Origin of the sequence: Amycolatopsis sp. NPDC052450 (assembly GCF_044547565.1) — a bacterium.
Taxonomy (GTDB): Bacteria; Actinomycetota; Actinomycetes; order Mycobacteriales; family Pseudonocardiaceae; genus Amycolatopsis.
On the sequence record NZ_JBIUAQ010000030.1, the window covers coordinates 62,343 to 76,503 of the forward strand.

Consider the following 14,161-nt stretch of genomic DNA (forward strand, 5'->3'; position numbering starts at 1 on the left):
CCCGTGTGTCTGTTGCGCTCGCCCTTTTTTTGGGGTGGGGGGGGGGGGGGGGGGGGTTGGGTTTCGTTCATGTCCGTTCAAACCCACATAACCCCCCCCCCCCCCCCCAACGTGGAATCGCCTACCTTGGCACAAATCGTGCATTAAGCTGGAGAATAAAGTCCTCTATGGACACTCGGGCCCCGTCGACGCCAAGCGCCGCGTGCTCAGGCGCCCTGCAATTAGTCACCTACTTGCGGTATCAGGCGATCGTGCTGTTCCGGATCTCCAGCGAGAACGGCGTCTGGACGTCTTCCGGTTCGAGGTCGCTTCCGCCCGCGATACGCCGCCGCAGCAGATCGACCGCCGCCCGCGCGATCGCCGCCTTGTCCGGGGCGATCGTCGTGAGCGAGGGCAGGCTGTACGCGCTCTCCTCGTTGTTGTCGAAGCCGACGATCGCCATGTCCGACGGCACCTGGACGCCGCGTTCGGCCGCGGCGCGAAGGGCGCCGATGGCGAGAAGGTCGTTGAAGCAGAAGACGGCGTCGGGTGGTTCCGGCAGCGCGAGGAGGTGCGCCATCGCCTCGGCGCCGTTGGCGCGGTGGTAACGCAGGGCGGGCAGGACCAGTTCGGGAATGGGCGTGAGCCCGGCCTCTTCGAGCGCGGAGTGGTAGCCCTCCAGCCGTTGCGCGGCCGTGTGGCGTTGCGGATGCGCGCCGATCGCGGCGATCCGGCGGCGGCCGAGCGAGATCAGGTGACGCACGGCGATCCGGGCGGCCTGGACGTTGTCGATGCCGACGTGGTCTATCGGGACGTCGACGACGTGCTCGCCGAGCATCACCAGCGGGACGCCCGGTGCCAGGTCTTCGAAGTCGTTGGTGTGCAACGCTTCCGGGCTGATGATCGCGCCGTCGATCAGATGCGGTCCCAGCGTGGACAGGGCGTTGCGCTCCCGCTCCCTGGTGCCGAGGGTCTGTTCGATGAGGACGTTCCACTCGTGTTCCTGCGCCGCCTGCAGCACCAGGCCCGCCAGTTCGCCGAAGTACGGGATGCTCAACTCGGGCAGCATCAGCCCGAGGAACCCGGTGCGACCGCGACGGAGGTTCCGGGCGCCGAGGTTGGGCCGGTAGCCGGTCGACGCCAGTGCTTCCTCGACCCGTTTGCGGTTCTCCGGCTTGACGAAGTCGTAGCCGTTGACCACGTTCGACACGGTCTTGACCGAGACGCCCGCCAGTTTGGCGACGTCCTTGAGCGTGGCCACCCTCGCTCCCTTCTGCAGTGCTCCGGCACAGATCCGGCACAGCCTAGCCGCGCGAACGGCGGATTTACAACGTTGTACCAACGATGTAAATCTGGCATCGTCCTAATGAGTGACATGGGTCACCGCAGACCCCTGTGCTCGACTTCCCCGAGGAGCGATCGATGTCCCTGCCCATCCGCCGCACCCTGCTCCTGGTGACCGGCCTCGCGCTCGCGCTGACGGCCTGCACCAGCCGCGAGACCCAGCAAACCGCCCCGTCGGGGGCGGGCCCGGCCGCTTCGGCGGCGCCGAACCAGGCCGCGGGGCCGGGATGTGCCCGCGAGAAGATCGGCTATCCGCAGGTGGACGTGAAGAACGCGGTCATCGGCTTCTCCCAGTCGGAGAAGGAGGCGAACCCGTTCCGCATCGCCGAGACGCAGTCCATCAAGGACGAAGCGACGAAACTCGGTGTCCCGGCGGACAAACTCCTGGTCACCAACGCGCAGAGCGATCTCAACAAACAGGTCAGCGACATCAAGTCGTTGCTGGACCGGGGCGCGCAGCTGCTCATCGTCGCCCCGCTGAACTCCGACGGCCTTCAGCCCGCCCTCGACGCGGCGAAGGCCAAGAAGGTCCCGGTCATCACGATCGACCGCAAGGTGACCTCGCAGCCGTGCTCCGACTACCTGACCTTCATCGGCTCCGACTTCGTCGAGCAGGGCAAGCGCGCGGCGCAGGAGATGGTGAAGGCGACCGGCGGCACCGGCAAGGTCGCGATCCTGCTCGGCGCGTCCGGGAACAACGTGACCACTGACCGCACCAAGGGTTTCAAGGACGAGATCGCCGCGACCACGGGCATCCGGATCGTCGCCGAGCAGACCGGTGAGTTCGACCGGTCCAAGGGCCAGGCGGTCATGGAGCAGCTCATCCAGAGCAACCCCGAGATCACCGCCGTCTACGCCGAGAACGACGAGATGGGCATCGGCGCCGTCACCGCGCTCAAGGCCGCGGGCAAGACCCCGGGCAAGGACGTCAAGATCGTCTCGATCGACGGCACCCGCAACGCGGTCCAGCTCATCGCCGACGGCAGCTACAACGCGGTGATCGAGTCCAATCCGCGCTTCGGCCCGCTCGCCTTCTCGACGCTGCAGGATTTCGCCGCCGGCAAGGAGATCCCGCCGACCGTGGTGATCTCCGACGACCAGTACGACTCGGCGAGCGCGGCCCAGAAGCTCGGGAACGCGTACTGACGATGGAACCGGTTCTCGAGGTCGAAGGCGTGACGAAGACGTTCGCCGGGGTGCGCGCGCTCGACGACGTGTCGTTCGCGCTGCGGCCGGGCGAGGTGCACGCGCTGGTCGGTGAGAACGGCGCCGGCAAATCGACGCTGATCAAGGTGCTCACCGGCGTGCACCGGCCGGACTCCGGCACGGTCCGCGCGCGGGGCGCGATCTCCACGATCTACCAGGAGGTCAACCTCATCCCGCTGATGAGCGTGGCGAGCAACGTGTACCTCGGCCGCGAGCCGAGGAAGCGGTTCGGGCTGGTGGACTGGGCGCGGATGAACGCCGGCGCGGCGGCGTTGCTGAAGGACTACGGCATCGACGCGGACGTTCGCCGTCCACTCGGGACACTCGGCGTGGGCGCCCAGCAGATGGTCGCGCTGGCCCGCGCGGTGTCGGTCGACGCCGACGTCGTGATCATGGACGAGCCGACGTCTTCGCTGGAACCGCGCGAGGTCGAGACACTGTTCGAGGTCATCGGCAGGCTACACGAACGCGGGATCGCGATCGTGTACGTCAGCCATCGGATGGACGAGCTCTACCGGATCTGCGACCGCGTGACGGTGCTGCGGGACGGCAAGCGGGTCCACACCGGACCGCTCGCGAAGCTGCCGCGGCTGGAACTGGTGTCGATGATGCTCGGCCGCAGTGTCGGCGACATCCGCTCGCACGGTGCGACGGCCTTCGAGGGCGACCACGAGGCGGGCCGGGAACCGGTGCTGCGCGCGGAGAACCTCACCAGCGGCAACCGTCTCGGCGGGGTCTCGGTGGAGATCAAACCCGGCGAGATCGTCGGCCTCGCGGGGCTGCTCGGTTCCGGAAGGACCGAGACCGCGCGGGCGATCGTCGGCGATCTGCCGTTGTCCGGCGGCACCGTCCTCGTCGGGGGAAAGCAGGTCCCGCAGGGGAGTGTGGCCGCCGCGATGCGCGCGGGCGTCAGCATGCTCGCCGAGGACCGCAAGACCGAGGGGATCATCCCGCATCTTTCGGTGCGGGAGAACATCGTGCTCGCCGCGTTGCCGAAGCTGTCCCGCTTCGGCATGGTCAGCCGTGCCCGGCAGGACAGGATCGTCGACACGTTCGTGAAACGCCTGCGGATCAAGGTGTCCGGCCCGGAGCAGAAGGTCGCCGAACTCTCCGGCGGCAATCAGCAGAAGGTGCTTCTGGCCCGCTGGCTGTGCACCGAACCGAAGGTGCTGCTGCTCGACGAGCCGACCCGGGGCATCGACGTCGGCGCGAAGGCGGAGGTGCAGGCGCTGATCGACGAACTCGCGAAGGACGGGCTCGCCGTCCTGCTGATTTCGTCGGAGATGGAGGAGCTCCTCGACGGCGCCGACCGGCTGATCGTGCTGAAGGACGGCGCGGTGGTCGGAGAACTGGCGGGGGACCGGCTGACCCAGGACCACGTGCTCGCCGCGATCGCTTCGGGGGCCGCGGAATGACCAGCACCCAGCAGAGAACAGGGGATCCGGGAAGCACCATGACGGACGCGGGGAAAACGGTGGACCGGACCCGGGTGGCGCGGTGGTTGCAGGAGTACGGCGTGTACGTCGCCGTCGTCGCGCTGGTGCTGTTCAACATCGCGTTCACGGCGAACTTCCTGACCGTCGGCAACTTCCGCACGCAGCTCATCCAGGCCGCGCCGGTCTTGGTGGTCGCGCTCGGGATGGCGCTGGTGATCGGCACCGAGGGCGTCGACCTGTCGGTGGGCGCGGTGATGGCGCTTTCGGCCGCGCTCGTCCCGCTGTACCTCGGTTACGGGACGCTGCCCGCGGTCGCCATCGCCCTCGCGGCCGGGTTGGCGGCGGGCGCGTTCAACGGTGTTCTCGTGGCCAGAGTCGGGATCCAGCCGATCGTGGCGACACTCGCCTTACTGGTCGGCGGACGCGGCCTCGCGCTGGTGCTCGCCGACGGTCAGCTCATCCAGCTGCACGACGAGACGTTCCTCGCGCTCGGCAACGGCGAGGTGCTCGGGATCCCGGTGAGCGTGCTCATCGCGGCGGTCCTGGCGGTGCTGGTGGCGGCGCTGGTCGGGAAGACGGCGTTCGGCAGGCGGCTGGTCGCGATCGGCGGCAACCGGCGGGCCAGTGTGCTCGCCGGGCTGCCCGTCAACCGCGTCCTCATCGGCGTGTACGCGATCTGCGGGCTGCTCGCGGCGCTGGCCGGGGTGCTTTCGACGGCGCGGCTCGGCGCCGGCGACCCCGCGGACGCCGGGTTGCTGATGGAACTGTCCGCGATCACCGCGGTCGTGGTCGGCGGTACCCCGCTGACCGGCGGCCGTGTCCGCATCCTCGGCACGGTGATGGGGGTGCTGCTCATGCAGCTCGTCCGCGCCACGCTCATCAAGCACAACCTGCCGGATTCGACCGCGCAGATGATCCAGGCCGCGATCATCGTCGGCGCGGTGTACGTCGCACGGGAACGGAGCAGCCGATGACCGCGGCGCCCACGATGGCCGCCCAGGACTCCACCCGGCGCGAGCTGATGACCGGAGTGCTGCAGAAACAAGGCGCGGCGATCGCGCTGGTGCTCATGGTCGCCGTCGCGTGGCTGCTGTTCCCGCGCTTCGGCAGCCTGGACAACCTGCGTGACATCGCGTTGCAAAGCTCGTTCCTCGCGATCATCGCGCTCGGGATGACATTCGTGATCATCACCGGCGGGATCGACCTGTCGGTGGGCTCGGTCTACGCGCTCGGCGGGGTCCTCGCCGCCTACGGATCGCAATGGGGTTTCCTCGTGGCGCTGCTGCTGCCGCTGGCGGTGTGCGGGCTGATCGGGCTGATCAACGGGCTGCTCGTCGCGAAGACCGGGATGGCGCCGTTCATCGTCACACTGGCGTCCCTGCTGTTCGCCCGCGGCCTGCTGCTCGCGATCACCAGCGAGGGCGCGACGACGTACAAGATCCCGGAGGGCGAGGCGTTCGTCGAACTGGGCCGCGGCACGATGTTCGGCTTCGGCTACCCGGTGTTCATCGCGGCTGCGCTGTGCCTGATCGGCGGGCTCGTGCTGCGGCGGACCCGGTTCGGGCAGTCGGTGTTCGCCACCGGCGGCTCGGAGCAGTCCGCGAAACTGATGGGACTGCCGGTGGCGCGCACGAAGGTCACCGTCTACGTGATGAGCGGCGTCCTTTCCGGGCTCGCGGGCGCGCTCACCGCGGCCTACCTGCAGTCCGGCGTCACGGTGATCGGGGTCGGCCTCGAACTGGACGCCATCTCCGTCGTCGTCATCGGGGGCACCCTGCTGACCGGCGGAATGGGCACGATTCTCGGAACTGTCATCGGGGTAGGCATCCGAACGGTCATCCAGAACGTAATCAACCAGATAGGAACTCTCGACAGCAACTACCAGTCGGTGGTCAGCGGTGCGTTCCTGCTGGTGGTCGTTGTTCTGCAGCGGTCGCTCGCCCGCACGACCGCCCGGAGATAGGGAGATCGCATGCACCGAAGAACCGCGCGCGTCCTGAGCGTCGTGGCCGGTCTGCTGGCCGCCGCGACGACACTCGTGCCCGTCGCCCAAGCCGCCCCCGTCCCACTTCCCACCCCGTGGACGGATCAGGTCTCGCCGTCGAACGCGCTGCCCGAGTACCCGCGTCCGCAACTGGTGCGCTCCGAATGGCTCAACCTCAACGGGACCTGGGGATTCACCGGCGCGCCGAATCTGAACTCGCCACCGATCGGCAGGCCGCTGAGCGAGAACGTCCTGGTGCCCTACCCGATCGAGTCGATGCTTTCGGGGATCAAACGGCATGAGGACAACATGTTCTACCGCCGGACGTTCTCCGTTCCGTCCACTTGGGACGGTCGCAGGGTGAAGCTCAACTTCGGCGCCGTGACCTGGGAGACCAGGGTCTGGGTCAACGGGACTTCGATCGGGAGCCACACCGGCGGTTTCGACGCGTTCTCCTTCGACATCACCCCGGCGCTCAAGGCGGGGGAGAACGAGATCGTCGTCGGCGTCGCGTCGCCGGTCGACGGCAGCCGGTACCCGATCGGTAAGCAGCGCAAGACCCCCGGCGGCATCTTCTACACGGCGGCGTCGGGCATCTGGCAGACCGTCTGGCTGGAACCGGTCCGGGCCGAGCACATCACCCGGCTCGACACCACTCCCGACGTGCCCGGCGGCGCGCTCGACCTCGTCGTCCAGGGCACTCCCGGACAGCAGGCGACCGCGGAAGTCCTTTCGGGCGGTCAAGTGGTCGGCACCGCGAGCGGGGTGGTGGGCTCGCACATCCGGGTTCCCGTGCCGAACGCGCGGCTGTGGTCACCGGACGACCCGTTCCTCTACGACCTGCGCGTGCGGCTGCCGGGAGGCGACGCCGTCACCGGGTACTTCGGGATGCGCTCGCTGGGCAAGGCGATGGTGGGCGGCGTGATGCGGCCACTGCTGAACGGCAAGTTCGTCTTCCAGCTCGGCACGCTGGACCAGGGATACTGGCCGGACGGCATCTACACCGCGCCGACCGACGAGGCACTGCGGTTCGACCTCGAACGCCAGAAGGCGCTGGGCTTCAACATGGTCCGCAAGCACATCAAGGTCGAACCCGCGCGGTGGTTCCACCACGCCGACCGGCTCGGGCTGATGGTCTGGCAGGACATGCCATCGCTCGACTCGATCGACGAAGTTCCTAACGGGCACACGAACTTCGAGTCCGAACTAAGGCGCATGATCGAGCAGCACAAGAGCATCACCTCGATCGTGCAGTGGGTGCCGTTCAACGAAGGCTGGGGAGAATACGACGCCGGGCGCATCGTGGACCTGGTCCGCTCGATCGACGACACCCGGCTGATCAACCACAACTCGGGGTCGAATTGCTGCGTGTCCGATCCGGATCCGGGCAACGGTGACGTGATCGACGACCACGCGTACCAGATGTCGACCGGGACGAGACAGCCGGACGCGCGGCGGATCGCGGTGCTGGGGGAGTACGGCGGCCTCGGCAGACAGGTGGCAGGCCACGAATGGGAGCCGGGCAAGGGTTTCGCGTACGGCGCGCTGTACCCGGACGAGACGTCGCTGACGAACCGGTACGTGGAGATCACCAAGCAGGTCGGGCGGTTCGTACACGGCCGCGGGCTTTCCGCGTCCGTCTACACCGAGCCGTACGACGTCGAGAACGAGGTCAACGGCTTCTACACCTACGACCGCCGTGTGCTGAAGATGACCGAGGCGCGGGTGCGCGAGATCAACCAGAAGGTGCTCGCCATCGCCAAGGGCACGGAGGTGGGCCGGGGTGAACTCGTGTCGCTGCGGGTCACCACGGCCGGGTACACGGATCGCTATCTACGGCACCAGGACGACTTCGTCCGGACCGATGTGCTGGGCGAGGGCAGCGCGGACCTTGCCAAGAAGGACGCGACGTTCTGGGCTCGGACGGGGCTCGCCGACGCGTCGTGCCTGTCGTTCGAGTCGCGGAACTACCCGGGACACTTCCTGCGGCATTCGGCTTCGCGGATCCGCAAGGACGCGAACGACGGATCGGCCCTGTTCGCCGGGGACGCGACCTTCTGCGCGCGGGAAGGCGCCGGCGGCACGGCACTGGAGTCGTTCAACCAGCGTGGCGCGTACCTCCGTCACTACGCCGCGACCGTCTATCTCGCGCGCAGCGGCGGGGCGAACCCTTGGGACACGCCGTCGAGCTTCGCGGCGGACACGACGTGGGCGGCTTCGGTCCCGCTCTGGCGCAGCGGCGCCGATCTGCCGCTGGACCAGGCGCGATCGTTCAAGGTGACCACACCCGGCTACACCGACCGCTTCCTGCGGCACCGTGACGGTCTCGCGCGGACGGACGTGGTGAACGCGTCGAGTGCGGCACTGCTGAAGGCGGACGCGACGTTCGTCGTGCGGCGCGGGCTCGCCGATCCGTCGTGCTACTCGCTGGAGGCACGCAACTATCCGGGCCAGTTCCTGCGGCACGCGGACTTCCGGGTGCGGCTGGCCGGAAACGACAACACCGACCTGTTCCGGAAGGACGCGACGTTCTGCGCCCAGCCCGGGGCCGGTGGCGTCCGGCTGGCGTCGGTCAACGAACTCGGCACGAACATGCGGCACTACGCCGAGTACGTCTACGTCGCGGCCGGCGGCGGTGGGCACCCGTTCGACAACCCGGTGTCGTACGACCAGGACGTGACCTGGGCGGTCTCGGCGGCCTGGGCTCCGTAGCGGGTCTCGTGACTGAAGTACATGAAGGACCCCTTCCTGTACCTGGGCGCAAGGATGGGGTCCTTCATGTACTCGGGAAGGTGTGAAGGTCGCGTTTCCTCGCCCCAGCCTCGGCCCGGGCCAGCTCAGTCCGGCATGACGTGAGGGGCTCCTTCCCTACTCTCAGGGTAGGGAAGGAGCCCCTCACGGACTTGCGATCCCGGCTCGCCGCCCGCCGTATGTACCTGAGACACCCGTCCTTGCCACTCACGGGCGCCACGACCACTCCCGGTAACCTTGTCCTCATGACCGGCCCGGAAACACCCGCCTCCTTCAAGCTCGCGTACGTCCCCGGCGTGACGCCCTCGAAGTGGGTCCGGATCTGGAACGAGCGGTCGCCCGGCGTCCCGCTCGAGCTCGTCCAGACGACCGCGGCCGAGGCCGCCGGGCTGGTCCGGGAGCGTGAGGTGGACGCCGTCCTGCTGAGGCTCCCGATCGATCGCGAGGGTCTGCACGCGATCCCGCTCTACACCGAGACGACCGTCGTGGTCGTCCCCAAGGACCACCTGGTCGCCGCCGCGGACGAGGTCTCCGTCGAAGACATCGCCGACGACGTCGTGCTGCACCCGCTCGACGACACGCTGGACTGGGAGCGGCCGCCGGGGAAACCCGCGCTGGAGCGCCCGGCCACCACGGCGGACGCCATCGAGCTGGTCGCCGCCGGTGTCGGGCTCCTGGTCGTCCCGCAGTCGCTCGCGCGGCTGCACCACCGGCGCGACCTGACCTACCGTCCGATCTCCGGTACGCCCGAATCCGGCGTCGCGTTGTCCTGGCCGGACGAAGAGACCTCCGACCTGATGGAACAGTTCATCGGGATCGTCCGCGGCCGGACCGTCAACAGCACGCGGGGTCGGCAGCAGGCCCCGGAAAAGCAGACGCCCGAGAAGAAGGCGCCGTCGAAGACCAAGCGCCCCCAGACCGCCGGCCGGAAGCCGCAGCCTGGGCAGCGCGGGGCCCCCAAGGGCGGGAAGCGCCGCCGCCGGGGCTAGCTCTCGCTACGGGCGGCCTTGACCCGCGCCTCTTCCTTGCGAACCTCGGCGTGGGTCTCGCGCTCCCGCGTCAGCCAATCCGGGGCGGCGGTCTTGATTTCCTCGATCTGCTCGGTGGTGAGGGCCTCGGTGATCCCGCCGCGCGCCAGGCCACTGATGGAGATGCCCAGCTTCGCCGCGATGACCGGCCGCGGGTGCGGCCCGTTGCGGCGAAGCTCCCGCAGCCACTCGGGCGGTTCGGCCTGCAGCGCGTTCAGCTCGTCGCGGGAGACGACACCCTCCTGGAACTCCGCCGGGGTGGCCTCCAGGTACACACCCAGCTTCTTCGCCGCTGTCGCGGGCTTCATCGTTTGAGGGGTTTTCTGCGACGTCATTGCCTCAGGGTAACGCCCTGTGATCAGGCGCCCTTCTCGGGCAGCGTGACGATGCCGAGCCCGGCGAGCACTCCGAGCAAGGCGACCGCGGTGAGGACGACCCAGGCGATCGGATGCCCGAGGTTGAGCGTCCAGTAGGTGCCGACCCGCCGGTGCACCAAAAACGCGGGGTCGTTCCGGTTCAGGTAGACCATCCCGGCGGCGTGCCAGTAGCGGTCGTCGTCGCGTTGTTCGTACCGGGTCTCCGGTTCGTCGCCGGTGGGTGACAACCGGTGCCCGGCGTCGCCCGCCCGGACGGAGAAGACGACCCAGGCGATGAAGGCGGCGGCGAGCGGCAGGTAGCCCACGATCGTCGTCGGCACCGTCGTCTCGACGATCTCCCAGAGTTGGAGCGAAACGACGAGCATCGTCGCGTTGACGCACCCCGCGGAGATCAGCAGCAGGCTGAGTACCCCGTGCAGGTACTCCCGGTAGCGCGACGCCGACGCCGACGGCTGTGCGGCGTCGATCTCGGGCCGGGCCCGTGAGATCGCGATGGTCAGGGGCGGGATCAGCACCACGACCAGGATCTGCGTGAGGACCGTCGAGAAGTTCGTCGTGCCCTCGAACAGGCCGACGACCGCGGTGACGACGGCCAGCAGCACGGCCGGCGTCAGCAGGATCCACTGTGGACGGACCGGATCCGAGCGCAGCGAGGTGTCGGCGGTGACCGCCTGCCGTGTCCCGGCGTACCAGCCCTGCTCGCGTTTCGCGGCGGCGATCGAACGACTGGCCAGGCCGCCGAGCAGCGAATAGGTCACGACGAGACCGACCAGGACGACCTCCGGTGCGAGCCCGTCGATGAGGACGACCGCGCAAGCGGCAACCGCACCCGCCGCGATTCCCCGGTTGTAGCGGTGGCGCGCGACGAGGATGACGGCCTCTTCGGTGCGCCGCGCCGGGACCCGGACGCCGAAGGGGAGGGTCGGCCGCGCCAGCGCGGGTGCCGAGGCGAAGGTGGCCGCGGTGAACGCGATCAGGGCCAGGTTCAGCCAGAGCGGTCCGGTCATCGCCGGGCGCTCACGGCGAAGGAGTCCAGCACGGACCCGCACCGGCTGGTCACCTCGCGCGGGCCCAAGCCGAGAGCGACGGCTTCGGCGAGCAAGGTGCGCAGGCGTTCCTGCCATTCGTCCGCGTAGCCGTCGTCCGCCGGGCCGGAGGACGCGTCCCGCCGGACGACCGCGCCGGTCTTGCGGTTGATGCGGATGAAGCCCTGCGTCCGCAGCAGGTCATAGGCCTTGTTGACGGTGTGGAAGTTGATCCCGAGATCGGCGCCGAGCTGCCGGGTGGAGGGCAGGGCGCTGCCTTCGGTCAGCACGCCGTCGGCGACGGCTTCGACGATCCGGTCGCGGATCTGCTGGTAGATCGGAACTTCGCTGTCGAGGTCGAGAGTCAGCAACACCCGACAAGGATATCTGCTATACACTTGCTATAACAACTACATCAGATGGCTATGGAGGGAAGGCGGTCACGATGGCGACGATGGACATCACCGAGGGTGGAGTACGGGTGAGGTTCTCGGGCTGGGAGCGGCTGGCCGTATGGCGCGACGAAGTGGTCGTTCCGCGGGCGGCGATCAAGGTAGTCGAGCACGTCGACGCACCCCTGCGGCGGACGCGCGGGGGACGCGTCGGGGCGCTGATCAGCGGAGTGCTGAAGGTGGGTTACTGGGGGCTGGGCACAGGGATTCGCCAGCTGGTGTCGGTCCGCAGAGGTGTGCCGGGGCTGCGGATCGAGATCGATCGCGGGGTTGCCGGGCTCCCGTTCGACGAGGTGCTCGTCAGCGTGCCGAACGCGGCGGAGCTCGTCGACGCGCTCGCGCCGAGCAACGCCTAGAGGTAGTCGAAGAACCGGTCCCACCACGACGGCGGCCGGTCCGGGGGATAGAGGGCGTCGAATCCGCTGATCCCGGTGTACTTGGTCCATAACGGGTGTTCGGAGACGGGCAGGTAGCCGAGCGCTTCCAGCTCGTCTTCGACCTGTCTTCGGACCGGTGCGGGGAAGAACTCCCGTTCCTCGTCTTCGTCGTAGCTGCCCGGATTTCCCAGTGTCGTCGCGACCAGGCCGCCGAAATTGCTGACCGTGACGGTCACCTGGTCCCGTGCGGAGGTCGCGCTCGCCGGGATCACGATCCTGCCGAGGTGGCTGGCGTCCTGGACGTGGCGGTCGACTACGCAGGCGCAGTCGAAACGGTGACCGAGCCGTTCGGCCAGTCGCTCGAATCGAGCCCGTTCGGCCGGTCCGTCGAAGTCGTGCGGCACCTCCCAGTGGCCGGGTTCGTCCAGCTCTCGCAGCATTGCCCAGGTCTGCTGTTCGTCGAGGGGCATCGTCGCCTCCCGGCCTCGGGTGGTCTAGTCCACTTACCGAACTGACCTTAGCCAGCTACATCATGCGCCGACAATGGTGGGACGAATTCTGGTCCGAAAAATATTCGCGGGAAACGATGGGTAGCGCCAGCGCTACCCGTGATCCGGCAGCCTGCACTCCTGATCTTCGCGGTCGATTCGACCAGTGTCGTAGGCATCGATCCGTTCGAGCAAGGAGTGCGCATGACCGTACGCAAGGGTGTCGTCGTCCTGACGGTGGCGGGGCTGATGGGAGCCGCGTGGACCACGGCGGCGGACGCGCCCCCGGCCAAGGGGTCTGAGCTGCAGAAGGGCCTCGACTCGTTGGTGCGCCAAGAGAAGTTCCCGGCCGCGCTCGCCTATGTGGCCGACGGAAGGCGTACGGCGTCGCTGGTCGCGGGGTCCTCGCGCATCGAACGCCAGGTCCCGGTTCCCCGGGACGGCATGGTCCGGGCGGGCAGCAACACCAAGACGTTCACGGCGGTCGTGGTGCTGCAGCTGGTGGCCGAGGGCAAGGTGGAACTGGACGCGCCGATCGAGAAGTACTTGCCCGGGATCGTGCGCGGCGAGGGCATCGACGCCACCAAGATCACCGTCCGGCATCTGCTGCAGCACACCGGTGGGCTGCCGAACTACACCGAGTACCTCGGGCTGGAGAACTTCGAGCAGGTGCAGCACCGGTACTTCCCGAACCACGAACTACTCGCCGCGGCCTTGAGCCACCCGGCGAAGTTCGCGCCCGGCACCAAGTGGGAGTACAGCAACACCGGCTATCTGCTGGCGGGCATGCTGATCGAGAAGGTGACCGGACGCCCGATCCAGGAGCAGATCACCGAACGCGTGATCAAGAAGGCGGGCCTGAAGCACACCTACTGGCCGCAGGCCGGCGACCAGACCATTCAGGGACGGCACCCGCAGGGTTACGCCATCGGCAACGCCGCCACGGGCAAGGTGATCGACGCGACCGAGCTCGACCCGTCCTGGGGCGGCGCCGCCGGGCAGCTGATCTCGACGCCGCGCGACCTCGGCGAGTTCTTCCGGGTACTGCTCGAAGGCAGGCTGCTGCCCGCCGCGCAGCTGGCCGAAATGCGGAAGACGGTCGACGCGCCCCTGTTCCCGGGAACGAAATACGGTCTCGGCCTGATGAGCAACCCGCTCAGCTGCGGCGGTGTGTACTGGGGACACGGCGGGGACATCCACGGATTCGAAACCCGCGGCGGAGCCACGGAGGACGGCCGCACCGTCGGGCTCGCGGTGACCGCGATGCCGGGCACCTTCGGCGACGTGGCGAAGGGCGGCCAGGCGGTCATGGCCACTGTGGACACCGCGTTCTGCAAGTGACGGGCGCAGGGGTCGTGAGTGGCGATTCGGGTTGGAGCCCGGTTTTAGCGGGCGGCGGGGCCGGGATCGCAGGTCCGTGAAGGACTCCTTGCCTACCCTGAGAGTAGGGAAGGAGCCCTTCGCTACATGCCGGGCACTGCAGCGACAGCGCGTGAAGGCCCCCTTCCCTCGGCTCAGCCGAGGAAACTCGACCTTCACACCTTCCCGGAGTACATGAAGGACCCCTTCCTTGCGCCTAGTGTCCTGCACCGGAAGTTCGCGCCGTAAATCCGTGTCGATAGCCAGCCGTTTCGCGCCTGGCCCGGGGGGGGCATGAGGTGCGTCGGGGAAGCCAAAATAAGCACCCCGGGGGGCGGCAAAAATTAGTTTTGGA

Annotated in this window: 13 protein-coding genes; 8 read left to right on the forward strand and 5 right to left on the reverse strand. The window is 68.3% G+C overall.

Annotated features, from left to right (window positions below; translation table 11 throughout):
- Window positions 1-241: 241 nt before the first annotated feature.
- Entirely contained in the window at window positions 242-1,240 is a 999-nt protein-coding gene (locus ACIHAO_RS34480) for a LacI family DNA-binding transcriptional regulator (protein ID WP_396565021.1), read from the reverse strand.
- Window positions 1,241-1,401: 161 nt separating this feature from the next.
- On the opposite strand from ACIHAO_RS34480, the gene ACIHAO_RS34485 reads away from it, so the two are divergent.
- The 6 genes from ACIHAO_RS34485 to ACIHAO_RS34510 all read left to right on the forward strand — a co-directional run bounded on the left by ACIHAO_RS34485 (window position 1,402) and on the right by ACIHAO_RS34510 (window position 9,689).
- On the forward strand, window positions 1,402-2,469 hold the full coding sequence (locus ACIHAO_RS34485) for an ABC transporter substrate-binding protein (RefSeq protein WP_396565023.1): 1,068 nt from the start codon (window positions 1,402-1,404) through the stop codon (window positions 2,467-2,469).
- A gap of 2 nt (window positions 2,470-2,471) precedes the next feature.
- Complete coding sequence (locus tag ACIHAO_RS34490; RefSeq protein ID WP_396565025.1) at window positions 2,472-3,944, forward strand: sugar ABC transporter ATP-binding protein; 1,473 nt, start codon at window positions 2,472-2,474, stop codon at window positions 3,942-3,944.
- Window positions 3,945-3,982: 38 nt separating this feature from the next.
- Complete coding sequence (locus ACIHAO_RS34495) at window positions 3,983-4,939, forward strand: ABC transporter permease (RefSeq protein WP_396565027.1); 957 nt, start codon at window positions 3,983-3,985, stop codon at window positions 4,937-4,939.
- Entirely contained in the window at window positions 4,936-5,928 is a 993-nt protein-coding gene (locus ACIHAO_RS34500; RefSeq protein ID WP_199746791.1) for an ABC transporter permease, read from the forward strand. Before ACIHAO_RS34495 ends, ACIHAO_RS34500 begins: the two co-directional genes overlap by 4 nt.
- 9 nt (window positions 5,929-5,937) lie before the next feature.
- Complete coding sequence (locus ACIHAO_RS34505; RefSeq protein WP_396565030.1) at window positions 5,938-8,661, forward strand: AbfB domain-containing protein; 2,724 nt, start codon at window positions 5,938-5,940, stop codon at window positions 8,659-8,661.
- A 284-nt stretch (window positions 8,662-8,945) separates the two neighbouring features.
- A complete protein-coding gene (locus ACIHAO_RS34510; protein ID WP_396565032.1) occupies window positions 8,946-9,689 on the forward strand; it encodes a LysR family transcriptional regulator substrate-binding protein in 744 nt (247 codons plus the stop codon).
- Here the strand turns inward: ACIHAO_RS34510 and ACIHAO_RS34515 are convergent.
- The 3 genes from ACIHAO_RS34515 to ACIHAO_RS34525 are packed head-to-tail and all read right to left on the reverse strand — an operon-like array spanning window position 9,686 to window position 11,504.
- A complete protein-coding gene (locus tag ACIHAO_RS34515) occupies window positions 9,686-10,063 on the reverse strand; it encodes a DUF5997 family protein (RefSeq protein ID WP_233598746.1) in 378 nt (125 codons plus the stop codon). The genes ACIHAO_RS34510 and ACIHAO_RS34515 overlap by 4 nt on opposite strands.
- A 23-nt stretch (window positions 10,064-10,086) precedes the next feature.
- Window positions 10,087-11,112 (reverse strand): DUF1648 domain-containing protein, encoded by a 1,026-nt coding sequence (locus ACIHAO_RS34520; RefSeq protein WP_396565034.1) that lies wholly within the window; start codon window positions 11,110-11,112, stop codon window positions 10,087-10,089.
- Window positions 11,109-11,504: a GntR family transcriptional regulator gene (locus tag ACIHAO_RS34525; RefSeq protein ID WP_396565036.1), complete on the reverse strand. Its 396-nt coding sequence runs from the start codon at window positions 11,502-11,504 to the stop codon at window positions 11,109-11,111. The genes ACIHAO_RS34520 and ACIHAO_RS34525 overlap by 4 nt, the downstream gene beginning before the upstream one ends.
- A gap of 80 nt (window positions 11,505-11,584) precedes the next feature.
- On the opposite strand from ACIHAO_RS34525, the gene ACIHAO_RS34530 reads away from it, so the two are divergent.
- The gene (locus tag ACIHAO_RS34530; protein WP_396565038.1) at window positions 11,585-11,938 is read left to right on the forward strand and encodes a hypothetical protein; all 354 of its coding nucleotides are present in this window, start codon (window positions 11,585-11,587) and stop codon (window positions 11,936-11,938) included.
- Here the strand turns inward: ACIHAO_RS34530 and ACIHAO_RS34535 are convergent.
- Window positions 11,935-12,429 (reverse strand): hypothetical protein, encoded by a 495-nt coding sequence (locus ACIHAO_RS34535; protein WP_396565040.1) that lies wholly within the window; start codon window positions 12,427-12,429, stop codon window positions 11,935-11,937. The genes ACIHAO_RS34530 and ACIHAO_RS34535 overlap by 4 nt on opposite strands.
- A 222-nt stretch (window positions 12,430-12,651) precedes the next feature.
- On the opposite strand from ACIHAO_RS34535, the gene ACIHAO_RS34540 reads away from it, so the two are divergent.
- On the forward strand, window positions 12,652-13,788 hold the full coding sequence (locus ACIHAO_RS34540; RefSeq protein WP_396565042.1) for a serine hydrolase domain-containing protein: 1,137 nt from the start codon (window positions 12,652-12,654) through the stop codon (window positions 13,786-13,788).
- Window positions 13,789-14,161 lie beyond the last annotated feature (373 nt).